General features: G+C 61.6%; 14 protein-coding genes. 9 read left to right on the forward strand and 5 right to left on the reverse strand.

Annotated features, from left to right (window positions below):
• Positions 1–131 precede the first annotated feature (131 nt).
• The 3 genes from nusG to rplA all read left to right on the forward strand — a co-directional run bounded on the left by nusG (position 132) and on the right by rplA (position 2,451).
• A complete protein-coding gene (gene nusG / locus CAURIM_RS01830; protein WP_070731373.1) occupies positions 132–1,040 on the forward strand; it encodes a transcription termination/antitermination protein NusG in 909 nt (302 codons plus the stop codon).
• 165 nt (positions 1,041–1,205) lie between these two features.
• Positions 1,206–1,649, forward strand: a complete 444-nt coding sequence (rplK, locus tag CAURIM_RS01835) for a 50S ribosomal protein L11 (RefSeq protein ID WP_201828712.1) — start codon at positions 1,206–1,208, stop codon at positions 1,647–1,649.
• 97 nt (positions 1,650–1,746) lie between these two features.
• On the forward strand, positions 1,747–2,451 hold the full coding sequence (gene rplA, locus CAURIM_RS01840; RefSeq protein ID WP_070448010.1) for a 50S ribosomal protein L1: 705 nt from the start codon (positions 1,747–1,749) through the stop codon (positions 2,449–2,451).
• A 102-nt stretch (positions 2,452–2,553) separates the two neighbouring features.
• Here rplA and CAURIM_RS01845 read toward each other — a convergent pair whose 3' ends face one another.
• The 5 genes from CAURIM_RS01845 to CAURIM_RS01865 form a co-directional block, all read right to left on the reverse strand.
• Positions 2,554–3,009, reverse strand: coding sequence for a type III PLP-dependent enzyme domain-containing protein (locus tag CAURIM_RS01845; protein WP_236659333.1), 456 nt, complete (start codon positions 3,007–3,009; stop codon positions 2,554–2,556).
• Between the two features lie 51 nt (positions 3,010–3,060).
• Positions 3,061–3,942, reverse strand: a complete 882-nt coding sequence (locus CAURIM_RS01850; protein WP_236659332.1) for a type III PLP-dependent enzyme domain-containing protein — start codon at positions 3,940–3,942, stop codon at positions 3,061–3,063.
• A complete protein-coding gene (locus tag CAURIM_RS01855; RefSeq protein WP_201828711.1) occupies positions 3,939–5,240 on the reverse strand; it encodes an FAD/NAD(P)-binding protein in 1,302 nt (433 codons plus the stop codon). The genes CAURIM_RS01850 and CAURIM_RS01855 overlap by 4 nt, the downstream gene beginning before the upstream one ends.
• On the reverse strand, positions 5,237–6,253 hold the full coding sequence (locus tag CAURIM_RS01860) for a pyridoxal-phosphate dependent enzyme (protein ID WP_070448016.1): 1,017 nt from the start codon (positions 6,251–6,253) through the stop codon (positions 5,237–5,239). The genes CAURIM_RS01855 and CAURIM_RS01860 overlap by 4 nt, the downstream gene beginning before the upstream one ends.
• A gap of 475 nt (positions 6,254–6,728) precedes the next feature.
• Entirely contained in the window at positions 6,729–7,523 is a 795-nt protein-coding gene (locus CAURIM_RS01865) for a siderophore-interacting protein (RefSeq protein WP_201828710.1), read from the reverse strand.
• A 124-nt stretch (positions 7,524–7,647) separates the two neighbouring features.
• On the opposite strand from CAURIM_RS01865, the gene CAURIM_RS01870 reads away from it, so the two are divergent.
• From CAURIM_RS01870 to rplL, 6 genes are all read left to right on the forward strand, one after another.
• Positions 7,648–8,592 carry an ABC transporter substrate-binding protein gene (locus CAURIM_RS01870; protein ID WP_201828709.1) on the forward strand — a complete coding sequence of 315 codons (945 nt, stop codon included), beginning with the start codon at positions 7,648–7,650 and terminating at the stop codon, positions 8,590–8,592.
• Positions 8,593–9,660, forward strand: a complete 1,068-nt coding sequence (locus CAURIM_RS01875) for a FecCD family ABC transporter permease (RefSeq protein ID WP_201828708.1) — start codon at positions 8,593–8,595, stop codon at positions 9,658–9,660.
• Positions 9,657–10,709 (forward strand): FecCD family ABC transporter permease, encoded by a 1,053-nt coding sequence (locus tag CAURIM_RS01880; RefSeq protein ID WP_201828707.1) that lies wholly within the window; start codon positions 9,657–9,659, stop codon positions 10,707–10,709. The genes CAURIM_RS01875 and CAURIM_RS01880 overlap by 4 nt, the downstream gene beginning before the upstream one ends.
• Positions 10,687–11,511 carry an ABC transporter ATP-binding protein gene (locus CAURIM_RS01885; protein WP_236659331.1) on the forward strand — a complete coding sequence of 275 codons (825 nt, stop codon included), beginning with the start codon at positions 10,687–10,689 and terminating at the stop codon, positions 11,509–11,511. The genes CAURIM_RS01880 and CAURIM_RS01885 overlap by 23 nt, the downstream gene beginning before the upstream one ends.
• 346 nt (positions 11,512–11,857) lie before the next feature.
• On the forward strand, positions 11,858–12,379 hold the full coding sequence (rplJ, locus tag CAURIM_RS01890) for a 50S ribosomal protein L10 (RefSeq protein ID WP_070644693.1): 522 nt from the start codon (positions 11,858–11,860) through the stop codon (positions 12,377–12,379).
• A gap of 86 nt (positions 12,380–12,465) precedes the next feature.
• Positions 12,466–12,852, forward strand: coding sequence for a 50S ribosomal protein L7/L12 (gene rplL / locus CAURIM_RS01895; RefSeq protein WP_046647762.1), 387 nt, complete (start codon positions 12,466–12,468; stop codon positions 12,850–12,852).
• The last annotated feature ends 42 nt before the right edge of the window (positions 12,853–12,894 follow it).

Genomic DNA, 12,894 nt, shown 5'->3' on the forward strand with positions numbered 1-12,894 from the left:
TTTCATACTTTCATCCCGCCGCCTTCCCGCTAGCTCGACTAGGGGAAACGGCGGGATACTTTTTGCCCTAGTCCCGCCGAGTACCCTGGTGGGGGACTGGAAGAATGAACACCAATTTGGAGTAGCAGACAATGAGCGAAGAAAACACTGGCACCTCCCTCGAGCAGGCCATGATCGATAACGTCCAGGAACAGGCCGCCGAAGCGGTCGAGGCTACTGAGGAATCCCAGCAGCCGCAGGAGGAACTGTCCGCTGAGGAGAAGGAAGCTGCCGAAAAGGAAGCTGCTACCAAGGCCGCTGAGGCTGCTCTCGGTGGCGTCACGGATGAGGCTGAAGGCGAGGGTGCAGGGGAGGCGTCGGCAAGCGCTGAGGCAGACGCCGCCGCAGTAGCCGACGCCGAGTATAAGTCCCGCCTGCGCGCCTTTACCCGCGAGCTGAAGAAGCAGCCGGGCCAGTGGTACATCATCCAGTGCTACTCCGGTTATGAGAACAAGGTGAAGACCAACCTCGATATGCGTGCCCAGACACTCGAGGTGGAGGATTCCATCTTTGAGGTCGTTGTGCCGGTCGAGCAGGCCATTGAAAAGAAGGACGGCAAGAAGAAGGTAGTCAAGCGCAAGCTGCTGCCGGGCTACGTGCTGGTGCGCATGGAGCTTAACGACGCCGCCTGGTCCGTCGTCCGCGATACCCCGGGCGTGACCTCCTTCGTGGGCAATGAGGGCAACGCGACCCCGGTGAAGATCCGCGACGTTGCTAAGTTCCTCATGCCGAACGATCCGACGGTCTCTCCGGAGGACTCCGCAGCAGACTCCGAGGGCGAGCAGGTTGTGGCCATGCCGGAGAAGGAGGCCGCCAAGGCCTACGCGCACGACTTCGAGGTGGGCGAGGCCGTCACCATCCTGTCTGGCCCGCTGGCTTCTGTCTCCGCCACCATCTCCGAGATCGACCCAGAGACCGGCAAGATGCAGGGCCTGGTGTCCATCTTCGGCCGCGAGACCCCGGTGGAGCTGTCCCCGACGGAGATCGAGCGTATCTCCTAAAAAGCGATTTTGAGCTGGGCGCACGGTGTTCTAGACTTGAACGCCGTGCGCTTTTGCGCATCTTGAAACGTTCATCCTCCGGTGGCCCACAATGCGTGAGCATCCGGACGGGGCGCTGTTATTCATCGTGGCGGCACTCCGGTACCACAGGAAAGAGGTAATTCGATGGCTCCCAAGAAGAAGGTCACTGGCCTGATCAAGCTCCAGATCGAGGCAGGCGCTGCTAACCCGGCTCCGCCGGTCGGCCCGGCACTCGGTGCCCACGGCGTCAACATCATGGAGTTCTGCAAGGCTTACAACGCTGCGACCGAGTCCCAGCGCGGCAACGTCGTTCCGGTGGAAATCACCGTGTACGAGGACCGCTCCTTCGACTTCAAGCTGAAGACCCCGCCGGCAGCTAAGCTCCTGCTCAAGGCCGCTGGCATCAAGAAGGGCTCCGGCGTTCCGCACACCGACAAGGTTGGCTCCGTGACCTGGGATCAGTGCAAGGAGATTGCACAGACCAAGTTCGAGGACCTCAACGCTCGTGACATCGAGAACGGCGCCCGCATCATTGCTGGTACCGCTCGCTCCATGGGCATCACCGTTGACGGCGTCTCGGCTAAGTAAAAATTCGATTTAATGCGCGATACGTTCTGTATCGCGCGTGGCAGGGCCAGCTTCGGCCCGCTAACACCACATCAATCCAAGAAAAGGAATTGCACTTATGAGCACCAAGTCCAAGGCATACAAGGCTGCCGCTGAGCTGGTAGACCGCTCCCGCCTGTACCGTCCGATCGAGGCCGCCAAGCTGGCCAAGGAGACCTCCTCCAAGAACTTCGACGCCACCGTTGATGTTGTCTTCCGTCTCGGCGTTGACCCGCGTAAGGCTGACCAGCTGGTTCGCGGCACTGTCTCCCTGCCCCACGGCACCGGTAAGGACGTCCGCGTGGCTGTCTTCGCTGAGGGCGACAACGCTGAGGCTGCGAAGGCTGCTGGCGCCGACATCGTGGGCACCGAAGAGCTGATCGCTGCTATCAACGAGGGCAACATCGACTTCGACGTTGCTATCGCTACCCCGGATCAGATGGCCAAGGTTGGCCGCGTTGCCCGCGTCCTGGGCCCGCGTGGTCTCATGCCGAACCCGAAGACCGGCACCGTGACCGCTGACGTGTCCAAGGCCGTTGCTGACGTCAAGGGCGGTAAGATTTCCTTCCGCGTTGACAAGGCTTCCAACCTGCACGCCATCATCGGCAAGGCTTCCTTCGATGCTGAGAAGCTGGCTGAGAACTACGGCGCGCTGTACGACGAGATCATTCGCCTGAAGCCGGCCTCCGCTAAGGGCATCTACGCCAAGAAGGTCACCATCTCCACCACCTCCGGCCCGGGCATCCCGGTCGACGCTTCCGTGGAGAAGAACTACACCGAGTAAATCGGTCGAGCGCATCGCGCTAAATGGCACAGGGCTTCGAGGTTTACCCTCGGAGCCCTTTTCCTATGCCTGCCAGTCCCGTGCAGATAGCGGCGGGGATTGTTAAGCGTCGATATCGTCTGGCTCCCAGCCCCGGCTGTCTGCGTCCAGGTAGACATTGCGTGCTAACGGAATCTGGTGAGAGGCAGATTCCAAAATATGCATGAAGTAACCGGCGGTGTTGGGGATAGCGAGGGTATCGCCCACCGCTATGCCCTCTGGGAAATCGAGCTCGCGGCGCAGGATGACTTCATCTTCGATGCAATAGGCCCCCACCACGAACCCGGTGCGCGGTTCCCGGCCCACCGTACCGCGGTCTCCGGCAGTGGGCACGAGGAGCGGGTCGAGCAAAATGTCATCCGCCGCGGTACGGCACTGGGTGCGGTTCATAGCTGCGCCGATGAGGGGCAGGCCGTCGGAGCGCTCTTTGAGGAAGCTGACCTCAGCGAGAATGATGCCGCAGCCATCGAGCAGGCTGCGCCCTGGCTCCAAATGAAGAGAAATATTCCGCTCGCTCAAGGCACGGCCGGCAGGTCCAAACCCGGCTACCTCACCAGAAAGAAGTTGGTCTCACCACTGGCCGCGGGTGGGTGTTTGCCAGAAGGGGTAGGTATTTGAGAGCGGGTCGGACTTCCAGGTGAAAGGCTCACCGGTGCCGGCGCGCTGGGCTGCGATGCGTTGCTGGTAATACTCCCATTGCTCGCGGGATTCGAGGTAGCTCATGGGAACACCGCCGCCGATATCGATGAAGGAAGCAGGCTGGCCGGCCGAGCGGAGGTGCTCGATGAGGGCGATGGCCTCCGCGAGTGCGGTGCGGCGGTCCGATTCGCTATAACCATGCAGGTGTACGTGAACGCCGTCAGTGTGGATGGTTTCGGGCCAGGCATGGCTTTGCCATGCGTGAAGGAGCTCACCGAAGCGCGTCGGCGGTAGGTTATCCGGGTTGGGGGCAAGGCGCGGTGCGACGTGCGCGGTGTGGTTGAGGGCCTTGGCAAGGGCAGCGATGCGCTCGGCTTCCGCTCGCGAATCGCAGGAAATGGTGACTCCGCGGTCGATAGCTAGGCGCAGCAACGCGTCGGTCTTAATAGCCGCGCTGAGGATAATCCGCTCGGGCGCGACTCCACGGATAAGCACTTGGCGCAGCTCATTTTCACTGGCGACGTCCACGCCTAGGCCAGCCTCGCGGGCGGCGTCGACGAAGCACAAGGCTTTATTGGCCTTACGAGCGAAAAATACCTGGGTGTCCACGCCATGAGAGGCGCCGGCATCGAGGAGCTCTTGGGCGTTGCGGCGCAGCGGCGCGGGGTTGAGCACATTAACGGGCGAGCCATACTCGGAGGTAAGGCGGGAAACTTGCTGTGGGTCGCCCACCAATTCCGTCATCCACTCTTCCCACCGCGCGCGCAGCGCAACGGTGCCATGAACGGGTAACGGGGTGGTGTGGTTGGTCATGGGTTTCCTACTTTCTCCGCCCAACGGGGGATGTCATCGTGCACGGAACGGTTCAACGAGTCATGGCCGGGAAGCTCAAGCTCATTCATGCGGCCGATTTCCACGACGCCGGGGACATCGTGGAAAGGGGTGAGGATGGCTTGGGGAGCTACGGTGGCATCGATAAGCAGATCAATGCCACCCTGCTCGCGCCAGTGGTCTATCTGGTCCGGGGCGGCGAGGTAGCGGGTATCTACCACGCCTGTGCGGATGAGCTCGAGCAGGTGCCGCGCGGTGACCGGTGGTGGGCCAAAGGCCACGCGCTCGAGGGTGCGCGAGAGCTCACGGAAGCCGGGCATGGCGCCATGAGTCTTATGCCATTCAACGCATTCTTGAAAGAGCCCCCGAAACGCCGCGCCTACAGCCGCAGCCGGGGTAAGCGTCCCGGTGCCCTCGGCGGCGCGGAGGGAGGCATCCAGCTCCGCGACGGCATCGCCGGAAAAGTCGTGGCCGTCGAGCACTGCAGCGAGGTCCCCGGTGGAAAACTCACCCATCGATCCGGCGGCCGCCAGGAGGATGTCGCGCAAATCATCGGCATTGTGCACGCCGGCACAGGCGCGCCTTACGTCGGCCGGGATCTCGGGCTGCGGCGTGCCCGGGGCGGGCTTGACCTCCATGAAACGCCCGCTGCGGCTCACCGGGAAGATGAGCTCGGCGGTATCGCCGTACAGCAGGCAGACATCGATGAAGCTCAAGGCAGCACCGCGCACCCCAATTCGTCGCGGGGCACTGGGCAAATCGGCGCCGAAGTAGAGTCCGGTGATCGGAACGCGGGAAGGCTCGTGAACTAAGGCACCGGGGTGGAGGTGATCGTGGCCGGTGCAGACGAGGACTTCGTCGAAGGGCGAGCCATCGACGATGAACCCGTCGTCAGCGGTAGACACCGAACGCACACGCTGGGGTAGGTGTCGAATGCGTACGTGCTGCGGGGCGCGGTGCAGGGCAGCAGCCCACGTATCGGCCAGGAATTGCCCTACCTGCGCGCGCGGCGGGAAGGCATCGGTGGTGGATTCCCCGCGGCGGGTGCGCCAAGCGTTGAAGCTATCGTGTGCGGTGGTGACGATGGCGCAATTGACGTTAAGGCGCCATTGCGACGGCTGCTGCGGGCGATACACCGCGCCGGCGCCGGCGGGGTAGGGATCAAAGACGGTGATATCCACGGGGATGCGGGCGCGCTCGATGAGTTCTTCTACGGCCCACAGCCCGCGTGGACCGCCGCCGATGATGGCGATGCGGCGGGAAGGTTCCTGCGGGCTCACTCTGAATCCCCTTCGACGCGCGCGGCGAGCTCGGGAGGAGAGATGTCGAAGTGCTCGCAGACCCAGGAATCGTTGTAGATCGTATCGAGGTAAGGCTGGCCACCGTCGTGGAGTACGGCGACGACCTCTGCACCGGCCGGAAGGGTAGGCGCGAGACGCTGGAATGCCGCGATAACCGCGCCACCGGAGGCCCCAGGCAGAAGGCCTTCGGCCTGGGCGAGGCGACGGGCTGCCACAATGGCATCCAGATCGGGCACACGCTCTACTGAGGACGGTGAGAATTTGGTGGATAGATCGGTGACAATGCCAGCACCATAGCCCGGCAGCATGCGGGTGCCGCGCTGGCCCCCAAACAACACGGAGCCTTCGGCATCGACACCGATGGTCTCCGTATCCGCGCCAAGCTCAGTGAGCTTTCGCACGCAGCCGCCGAGAGTACCGGTGGTGCTCATAGCGACGAGCAAGTGGGTGGGTGCCTGTCCGAGCTGGTCCACGATTTCCGTCATCGTGCCTTCGGCGTGGGCGTAAAAGGCGGCCTCGTTGGAGTACTGGTTGAGATTGAAAGAATTGGGGATCTCTTCTAGAAGCTCGGCCACGCGGGTGCGGCGAGCGGTGAGCCAATCGCCGGTTTCCGGGTCCGGGTGATCCAGCAATTCTACGTGGGCGCCGTAGGCCCGCATCGTGGCCACGGTGGAGGAATTGACGCGCGGATCGACCACGCAGTGGAATTTCATCCCCGCAAGTGGGGCCTGGCGGGCCAGTGCCATGCCGAGGTTGCCCGAGGAAGACTCCACCAGGGTGGATCCGGGGCCTATGTCGCCGGCGTCAAGCGCGGCTTGGATGAGTGCGCGTGCGGTGCGGTCCTTGGCGGATCCACCCAGGTTGAATTGCTCTAGCTTGAGGTAGAGGTGCACATCGGTACGGGGATTAATGGCGTCCACGCGCATCAGCGGGGTATGGCCAATAGGTGGTTGGGCTTGAGAATGAATCCGTGGGTTCATCATTAGCCCCATGGTAGACCTCTGCCTGCGGCTTTTCCCGTGTCTAGTGCTGGATTTGTGTAGGGTAACGGCACTTTTCTCACTAACAGGCAATTGGCAGGTTGGTGGTATGGGATTACAAGGAACGTGCCGCATAATAATCTCGTGCGTTTGAGAGAGGCGCATGAGAGATAGAGAGAACACCCTGAGTCTTGCAGGGCGGGCGGCGTGAGAAACCGCCTGATAGACAAGACCCCTTACAACGCGGGTCCCAGATTTCACTGGGACCCGCGTTGTCCTGTGTGCGGAGACTTTAGGCCCAGCGCGCTTTAGCCCCCAGCGCAGCTGAGGCACCTGACTGGAGGAGGGGAAGGGGGACCAGACTAAAGACACCATATGCAGCGCTGAATCGAGATAAGCCCAGGTGAATGCATGCGCTCCTTTGCATGAGGTGCCATTGCTTTGGTCCCTGTGCCCCAGGCGGCAGGCTCTAGAGGCGAAGACTGCTCTAAGGCCGCGGCCTCCCTTTCATCCAGTACACGGACCAGATGACGTTTTCGCGCGGAACGCCCCAGTCATGCACGGCTAATGAGCGCACAGCTTTTGCGAGATCCCCTTCACCGGCAACCCATACCGAATCTGGTGCGGTATCGGGGGTGAAGCGGGAGCCGAGAAGTTGTCTGGCGCGTGTGCAGTGTTCGTCGTGTGGAGCCAGGACCATGGTGAGTGAGCGGACCTTGCCGCGCCACGTCTCCTCCAAGCCGTCTTCAACTTCATCGTCGTCTGTGATCATGGCAACGACGTCGACTGCATCCAAGATTTCCGGTGAGAAGGCTTCGTAGTGCTCGAGGATGTGCCACAGTGCCGGTAGAGCAGAGGCATCCGCGAGTAACAGTTGTGACTTCCTAGGGGCCTGCCACAGTGCTTGCCCGGTATATATTCCGGCGGTATCCCCGGGTTGGGCATTGAGGATCCAGTGTGAACCCGGGCCATTATCGCCATGGGTCACCACGTCGACATCGATGGTGCACGCTTCTTGGTTGAGCTTGCGAATGGTGTACCAGCGCAATGCTGGGCGAATGTCGTCGGGCAATCGGGTGACGGCGGCGCGAACATTGGCATCGTCGACCGCGAAGGGCGAAAAATCCTGCTCGTCTTGGGGCATGAGGAGCCCAAAATACTCGTCAGGCCCGGCTAAGGGGTAGTCACTAAAAGCCGGCGAGTGAAAAGTTAAACGGTGCAGTCGCGGCTTGAGGCGGGTGTTCCCGGTGAGGGTTACGGGAAGTAGGCGGTGATGCGTCAAGGGAATTGATCCTAGGTAGAGGCCAATTTGAAACCATCATAACGCGCAGGTTAGGCTAGCCTCAAATAAGTTAGGGGGCGCGTTAATGTGCGTGCCGCTTCCCTGTGAAGGAAAGGTTCATTCCATGGTTGCTATCAACCAGCGCGCGAAAGCAGTGCTCGCTATTGTCTCAGCGGCAGCGATTGCTTTAGCGGGGTGCTCGCGCGGAAGTGGCGAGGACAGCGCGGGTGCGGACAGTGCTGAGGAGGTGCGCGTTGCCAGCCTGGGGCTCGGTGATGCCGATACCGTGCTGGCACTCGGAATCACTCCGGTTGCCGTAGCGCCCTGGGGTTCGCAAGGCGACGGTGATGGCTCCGGCGTTGGCCCATGGGCGAAGGAACTTTTGGGTGACGCCCAGCCCGAGGTGATTTATAACACCGCTTCCGGTTTCACGGCAGAGGTTCTTGAACAGGTCACGGCCTCGGATCCCACGCAGATCATCGCCGTGAACCAAGCTGTGGATCAGGAGGCGAAGAAATCTCTCGAGGATATCGCCCCGCTGACCGTGAAGCCCGAAGGTTTCGAAGACTGGCAGATTCCCTGGGAGGAGCAAGTTAAGACCATCGCCTCTGCCGTGGATAAGGAAGAGGAGGGGGAGAAGCTCATTGACCAAGCGGAGGACGCCTTTGAGCAGTTCAAGGACTCCCACCCGGAGCTGCAGGGCAAGCGCGCAGCCATCGTCATGCCCTATGACGGGAAGCTGGGCCTCTACACAGCAGAAGACGGCCGCGGCCAGTTCATTGAGAACCTCGGCTTTGACATTCCGAAGGAACTGCAGGGTGATGGCTCCAGCTTCTTCGTGGACTATGCCCCGGAAAACTACTCCCAGCTCAACAACGTGGACTACCTGTTCGTCTTGGATTACAACGGCGCGGCCGATGAATTCAAGAAGGATTCCACGTTCCAGGGCCTCGACGTGGTCAAGGATGGCCGTGTGCGCTACCTGGACACGGACACCGGCAATGCGATGAGCATGCCGAACCCGCTGACGATCCCGTGGGCCGTCGACAAGTTCGAAGAGAAGCTTTAAGTGCTCGCATTACCGAGGAAGGCTGAGGCTATCCACGGTGCTGCGGATGCGCGCCACGGCGATGAGGCAGCCGCATTGGATTCGCGGGGGAGAAGCCGCGCACTGCTCACCACGGCCCTAGTTGTGTCGACCTTCCTCCTTTTGCTGTGCTCATTGGCGGTGGGTTCGAGGGCTATTCCGCTGCCGGATCTGTTGTCTGCGCTCCTCCGCGGAGGCGAAGCAGATATCGAGAACATCGTGTGGGATTTGCGTATTCCCCGCACGTTCGTGGCCTACTTCGCGGGTGCCGCAATCGCGGTATCGGGTGTTATCGCCCAGTCCTGGACTAGAAACCCCTTGGCTGATCCGGGCTTCATCGGTATTACCGCGGGAGCTTCGTTCCTGGTTGCCCTCGGGGCGGCGCTAGGTGTCGCCACCTCAACCGGAATGCGGACCGCGCTCGCCCTCCTCGGCGCTGGCTTAGCCACGGCATTAGTGCTGGGCGTGTCCCGCAGGTTTCAGGATCCCCTGACGCTGGTTCTAGTCGGCGCAGGCGTTGCTGCCGCCTTGAGCTCTGGCGCCATGCTGATCGGCCTGTACTCCACGGATGTTCTCGACAGCATGCGCCGGTGGACCATTGGCTCCACGTTCGGGCGCGGCCCAGAGGATGTCGCCATCGCAGGTGCCGGATTGCTCATCGGGTTTATCATCGCCGCACGTGTGGCGCGCCCGCTCGATCTTCTGGCAATGGGGGAGGAATCCTCGGTTGCTTTAGGTGGCTCGCCCACGCTGACGCGGCGCGGTGCTGCCTTGAGCATCGTTGTCCTAGCAGGATGCGCTACCGCGGCGACGGGGCCCATTGCTTTCGTCGGATTCGCTATCCCCCATCTGCTGCGCCGGTTCACGGGGCCAGAAGTTACCGCGATGATTGCACCGGCCGCATTGCTCGGTGGTTGCTCCGTACTCACTGCGGATATTCTCGGCCGCCTCATCGCAGGTCCCTCTGAGCTGGAGATGTCCATCGTCTTGGCCTTTGTGGGCGCACCATTTCTCATCTGGGCCGTACACCGTGGGGAGCACAAGCTATGAGGGGGTTGCAGAAGGGGGACGTCGTCAAGCAACTGCGTTCCCAAGAGCGGCAGCGCCGGACATGGATATGGGCAGCGACCTGCTTCTTTGTTCTGGTCGCAGCAAGCTCATATGTCCTCCTTTTGGGCCAGGGGCCTGTGGCCTTGAGTCCGGGGCGGGTCCTGGAGATTCTCAACGGCGGGGGAAGCCGTAGCGAAATTCGCGTTGTCTGGGACCTGCGCATGCCGGTAGCTCTCGCGACCCTCATTGTGGGTGCCGCGCTCGGACTGGCGGGGTCGTGGACGCAGTCAATGTCGCGCAATCCGCTGGCCTCGCCTGACATTCTTGGCGTGACTGGTGGCGCGTCCGTCATGGTGGTCCTCGGAACGGTAGTCTCCCGGCCGCTGCTTGCCGACGGGCTCTCCATGTTCTGGTGGAGGGCCGGGCTCGCGCTGTTGGGTGCCGTGCTGGCAGCCATCCTGCTGGTGGCACTTGGGGGAATCGGCACGAGCAACCGCATCGTCATCGTCGGAATCGCGCTCTCCCTGCTGTTTCAAGCGCTGGTGGCGTATCTCTTGCGCGCAGCCGAGCTCCTCCGCGCGGCGCAATCGCAGCTGTGGCTGGCGGGAACCACGGGCTTCGTGCGGATGGAGGTCATTCTTCCTTTGCTCGTGGGGTTGACTCCTTTTGTGGTGCTTGGCCTGTGGTGTGCTCGGGAGTTGCCGCTTCTTGCGCATGATGATCTCTCGGCCCTTTCCCTCGGGGTTAACATCACGCGAACACGCGCGCTGCTGCTGGTCGCAGCTACGGGCATCTGCGCGGTGACCGTATCCGTGGCCGGCCCCATTGGTTTCATCGCGCTCCTGGCCCCGCATGTGGGGCGCATTGTTGCCCGAACGCCCACGCCGGTGCCCCTAGTCTCCTGCGCTGCCGGCGCCGCTTTGTTGAGCGCGTGCGCTGTCATTGCTGGAATGCTGCCGATGGACGCTCCAGTGGGCGCTGTCTCCTCCATCATCGGAGGTTGTGCCCTGGTCATCTTGGTGTGGAATGCCGCACGGCGGAGAGGATAAAAAACTTGTGAAAGACAGAGAAATTACAGCTACCGGTATTCATGCCGGCTATAAGGACGGGGAAGACATCCTGTCCGGCGTTGACTTGGTGGCCCGCCCAGGTGAAATCACCACGCTTATTGGACCGAATGGTTGCGGCAAGTCCACGCTGTTGAAGACCTTGTCTAAGATTCTTCGCCCGCGACAGGGGAGCGTGCACATCGGTGATTTGGACGTGCATGCTATGAGCCCGAAGGAAGCAGCTGCCCACGTGGCGCTCCTTCCGCAGCAGCCGATGGCGCCGGATGGGCTGCGGGTGGGCGAGCTCGTAGCGCGCGGCCGCTACCCGCACCTGGGCCGCGGGCGGGGACTGTCCGCGAAGGACCGCGACATCATCGCGCAGGCCTGCGTGGAGACTGGTATTATTGACTTCATCGACCGTGACATCGCGGCGCTCTCGGGCGGCCAACGCCAGCGCGTGTGGCTGGCGCTTGCTTTGGCGCAGGACACGCCGGTGCTGCTTCTCGACGAACCCACAACCTTCCTCGATCCAGCCCACGCCATTAGCGTTTTAGAGCTTGTGCGCAAACAAGCCGACGCGGGGAAAACAGTCGTCGTCGTGTTGCACGATCTCATGCTGGCCGGCCAGTACTCCGACACCATGGTGGTCATGAACAATGGCGAGGTCATCGCGCAGGGAACTCCCCGCCAGGCGTTGCGGAAAGACGTGTTGGCAGCCGCCTATGGCATCGACGTCGAGATCTGGGATGACCCGCGAGGCGACGCCCCTGTCATCGTTCCGCGTGGGGTGCTCGGTGACTAGACATGCTCATACACGAGCTCGAGTAGGAAACTCCCAGCGGAGCGATTTGGAGTTGTGACAGGTCGGGTTGTAAAGTACCTAGCGAAGTTTGAACGGCCCGCTGAGGCCGAGTCAAAGTTCACCGAAGACCGTCGGTCATCCGGATACCCGGATCGAAGGTTCCTCATCCTAGAGGGCGGCCCACGCAGGAGACACTTTGCGAATGAGCGCGGATTTCCGCGCGCGCCCTGTGCTCTTGCACGGGGCTTTTGTTATTTCGGTTGTCCATCTGTCCATCGGGCAAGCGGAGTAGGGAAGGCCCCGGCGGAAAACACAAGAGATGTTTCGAAAGGAGGCGAAGTAGAAAATGGCAAACCCGAAGAACACCGCAGACCTGGCGGCACTGAAGGAGAAGCTCGAGGGTGCAAACTCCATCGTGCTTACCGAGTACCGTGGCCTGACCGTGGGTCAGCTCCAGGAGCTGCGTACCAACCTCGGCTTTGACGTTGAGTACTCCGTCGCCAAGAACACCCTTTTCAAGATCGCTGCCAACGAAGCTGGCATCGAGGGTCTTGACGAGCACCTGACTGGCCCGACCGCTATTGCGTTCATCAAGGGCGAGGCAGTGGATGCTGCGAAGGTCATCACCAAGTTCGCTGATGACAACAAGGCACTCGTTATCAAGGGTGGCTACATGGACGGCAACGCTCTGTCTGCCGACCAGGTTGAGGCCATCGCCAAGCTGGACAACCGCGAGACCACCCTCGCAAAGCTGGCTGGCGCCATGAAGGGTTCTATGGCAAAGGCTGCCGCCGTATTCAACGCTCCTGCAACCAAGATGGTCCGCACCGCTGCGGCCCTGCAGGACAAGAAGGCTGCGGAAGCTTAAGACGCCACTTACAGGCGCACAACTTAAACACACACACTTATCTGGCTGCCTAGCGCGGCCAGGAACAATGAGAAAGGATGCCAATCATGGCTAAGCTCACCAAGGACGAGCTCATTGAAGCTTTCAAGGAAATGACCCTCATCGAGCTCTCCGAGTTCGTCAAGGAGTTCGAGGAGGTCTTCGACGTTGAGGCCGCTGCTCCGGTTGCTGCTGTTGCTGCTGGTGCCCCGGCTGCCGGCGGTGCCGCTGAGGAAGAGAAGACCGAGTTCGACGTCGTTCTGACCGACGCTGGCGCTAAGAAGATCGGCGTTATTAAGGCTGTCCGCGAGATCGTCTCCGGCCTGGGCCTGAAGGAAGCTAAGGAGCTCGTTGAGGGTGCTCCGAAGGCTATCCTCGAGGGTGCTTCCAAGGACGACGCTGATGCTGCTAAGGCTAAGCTCGAAGAGGCTGGCGCTTCCGTCGAGCTCAAGTAATTCACCTGAATTACTCAGCTTTCCTGCGCAGTACACTCGCTG

It is taken from the genome of Corynebacterium aurimucosum (genome assembly GCF_030408555.1).
Lineage (GTDB): Bacteria > Actinomycetota > Actinomycetes > Mycobacteriales > Mycobacteriaceae > Corynebacterium > Corynebacterium aurimucosum.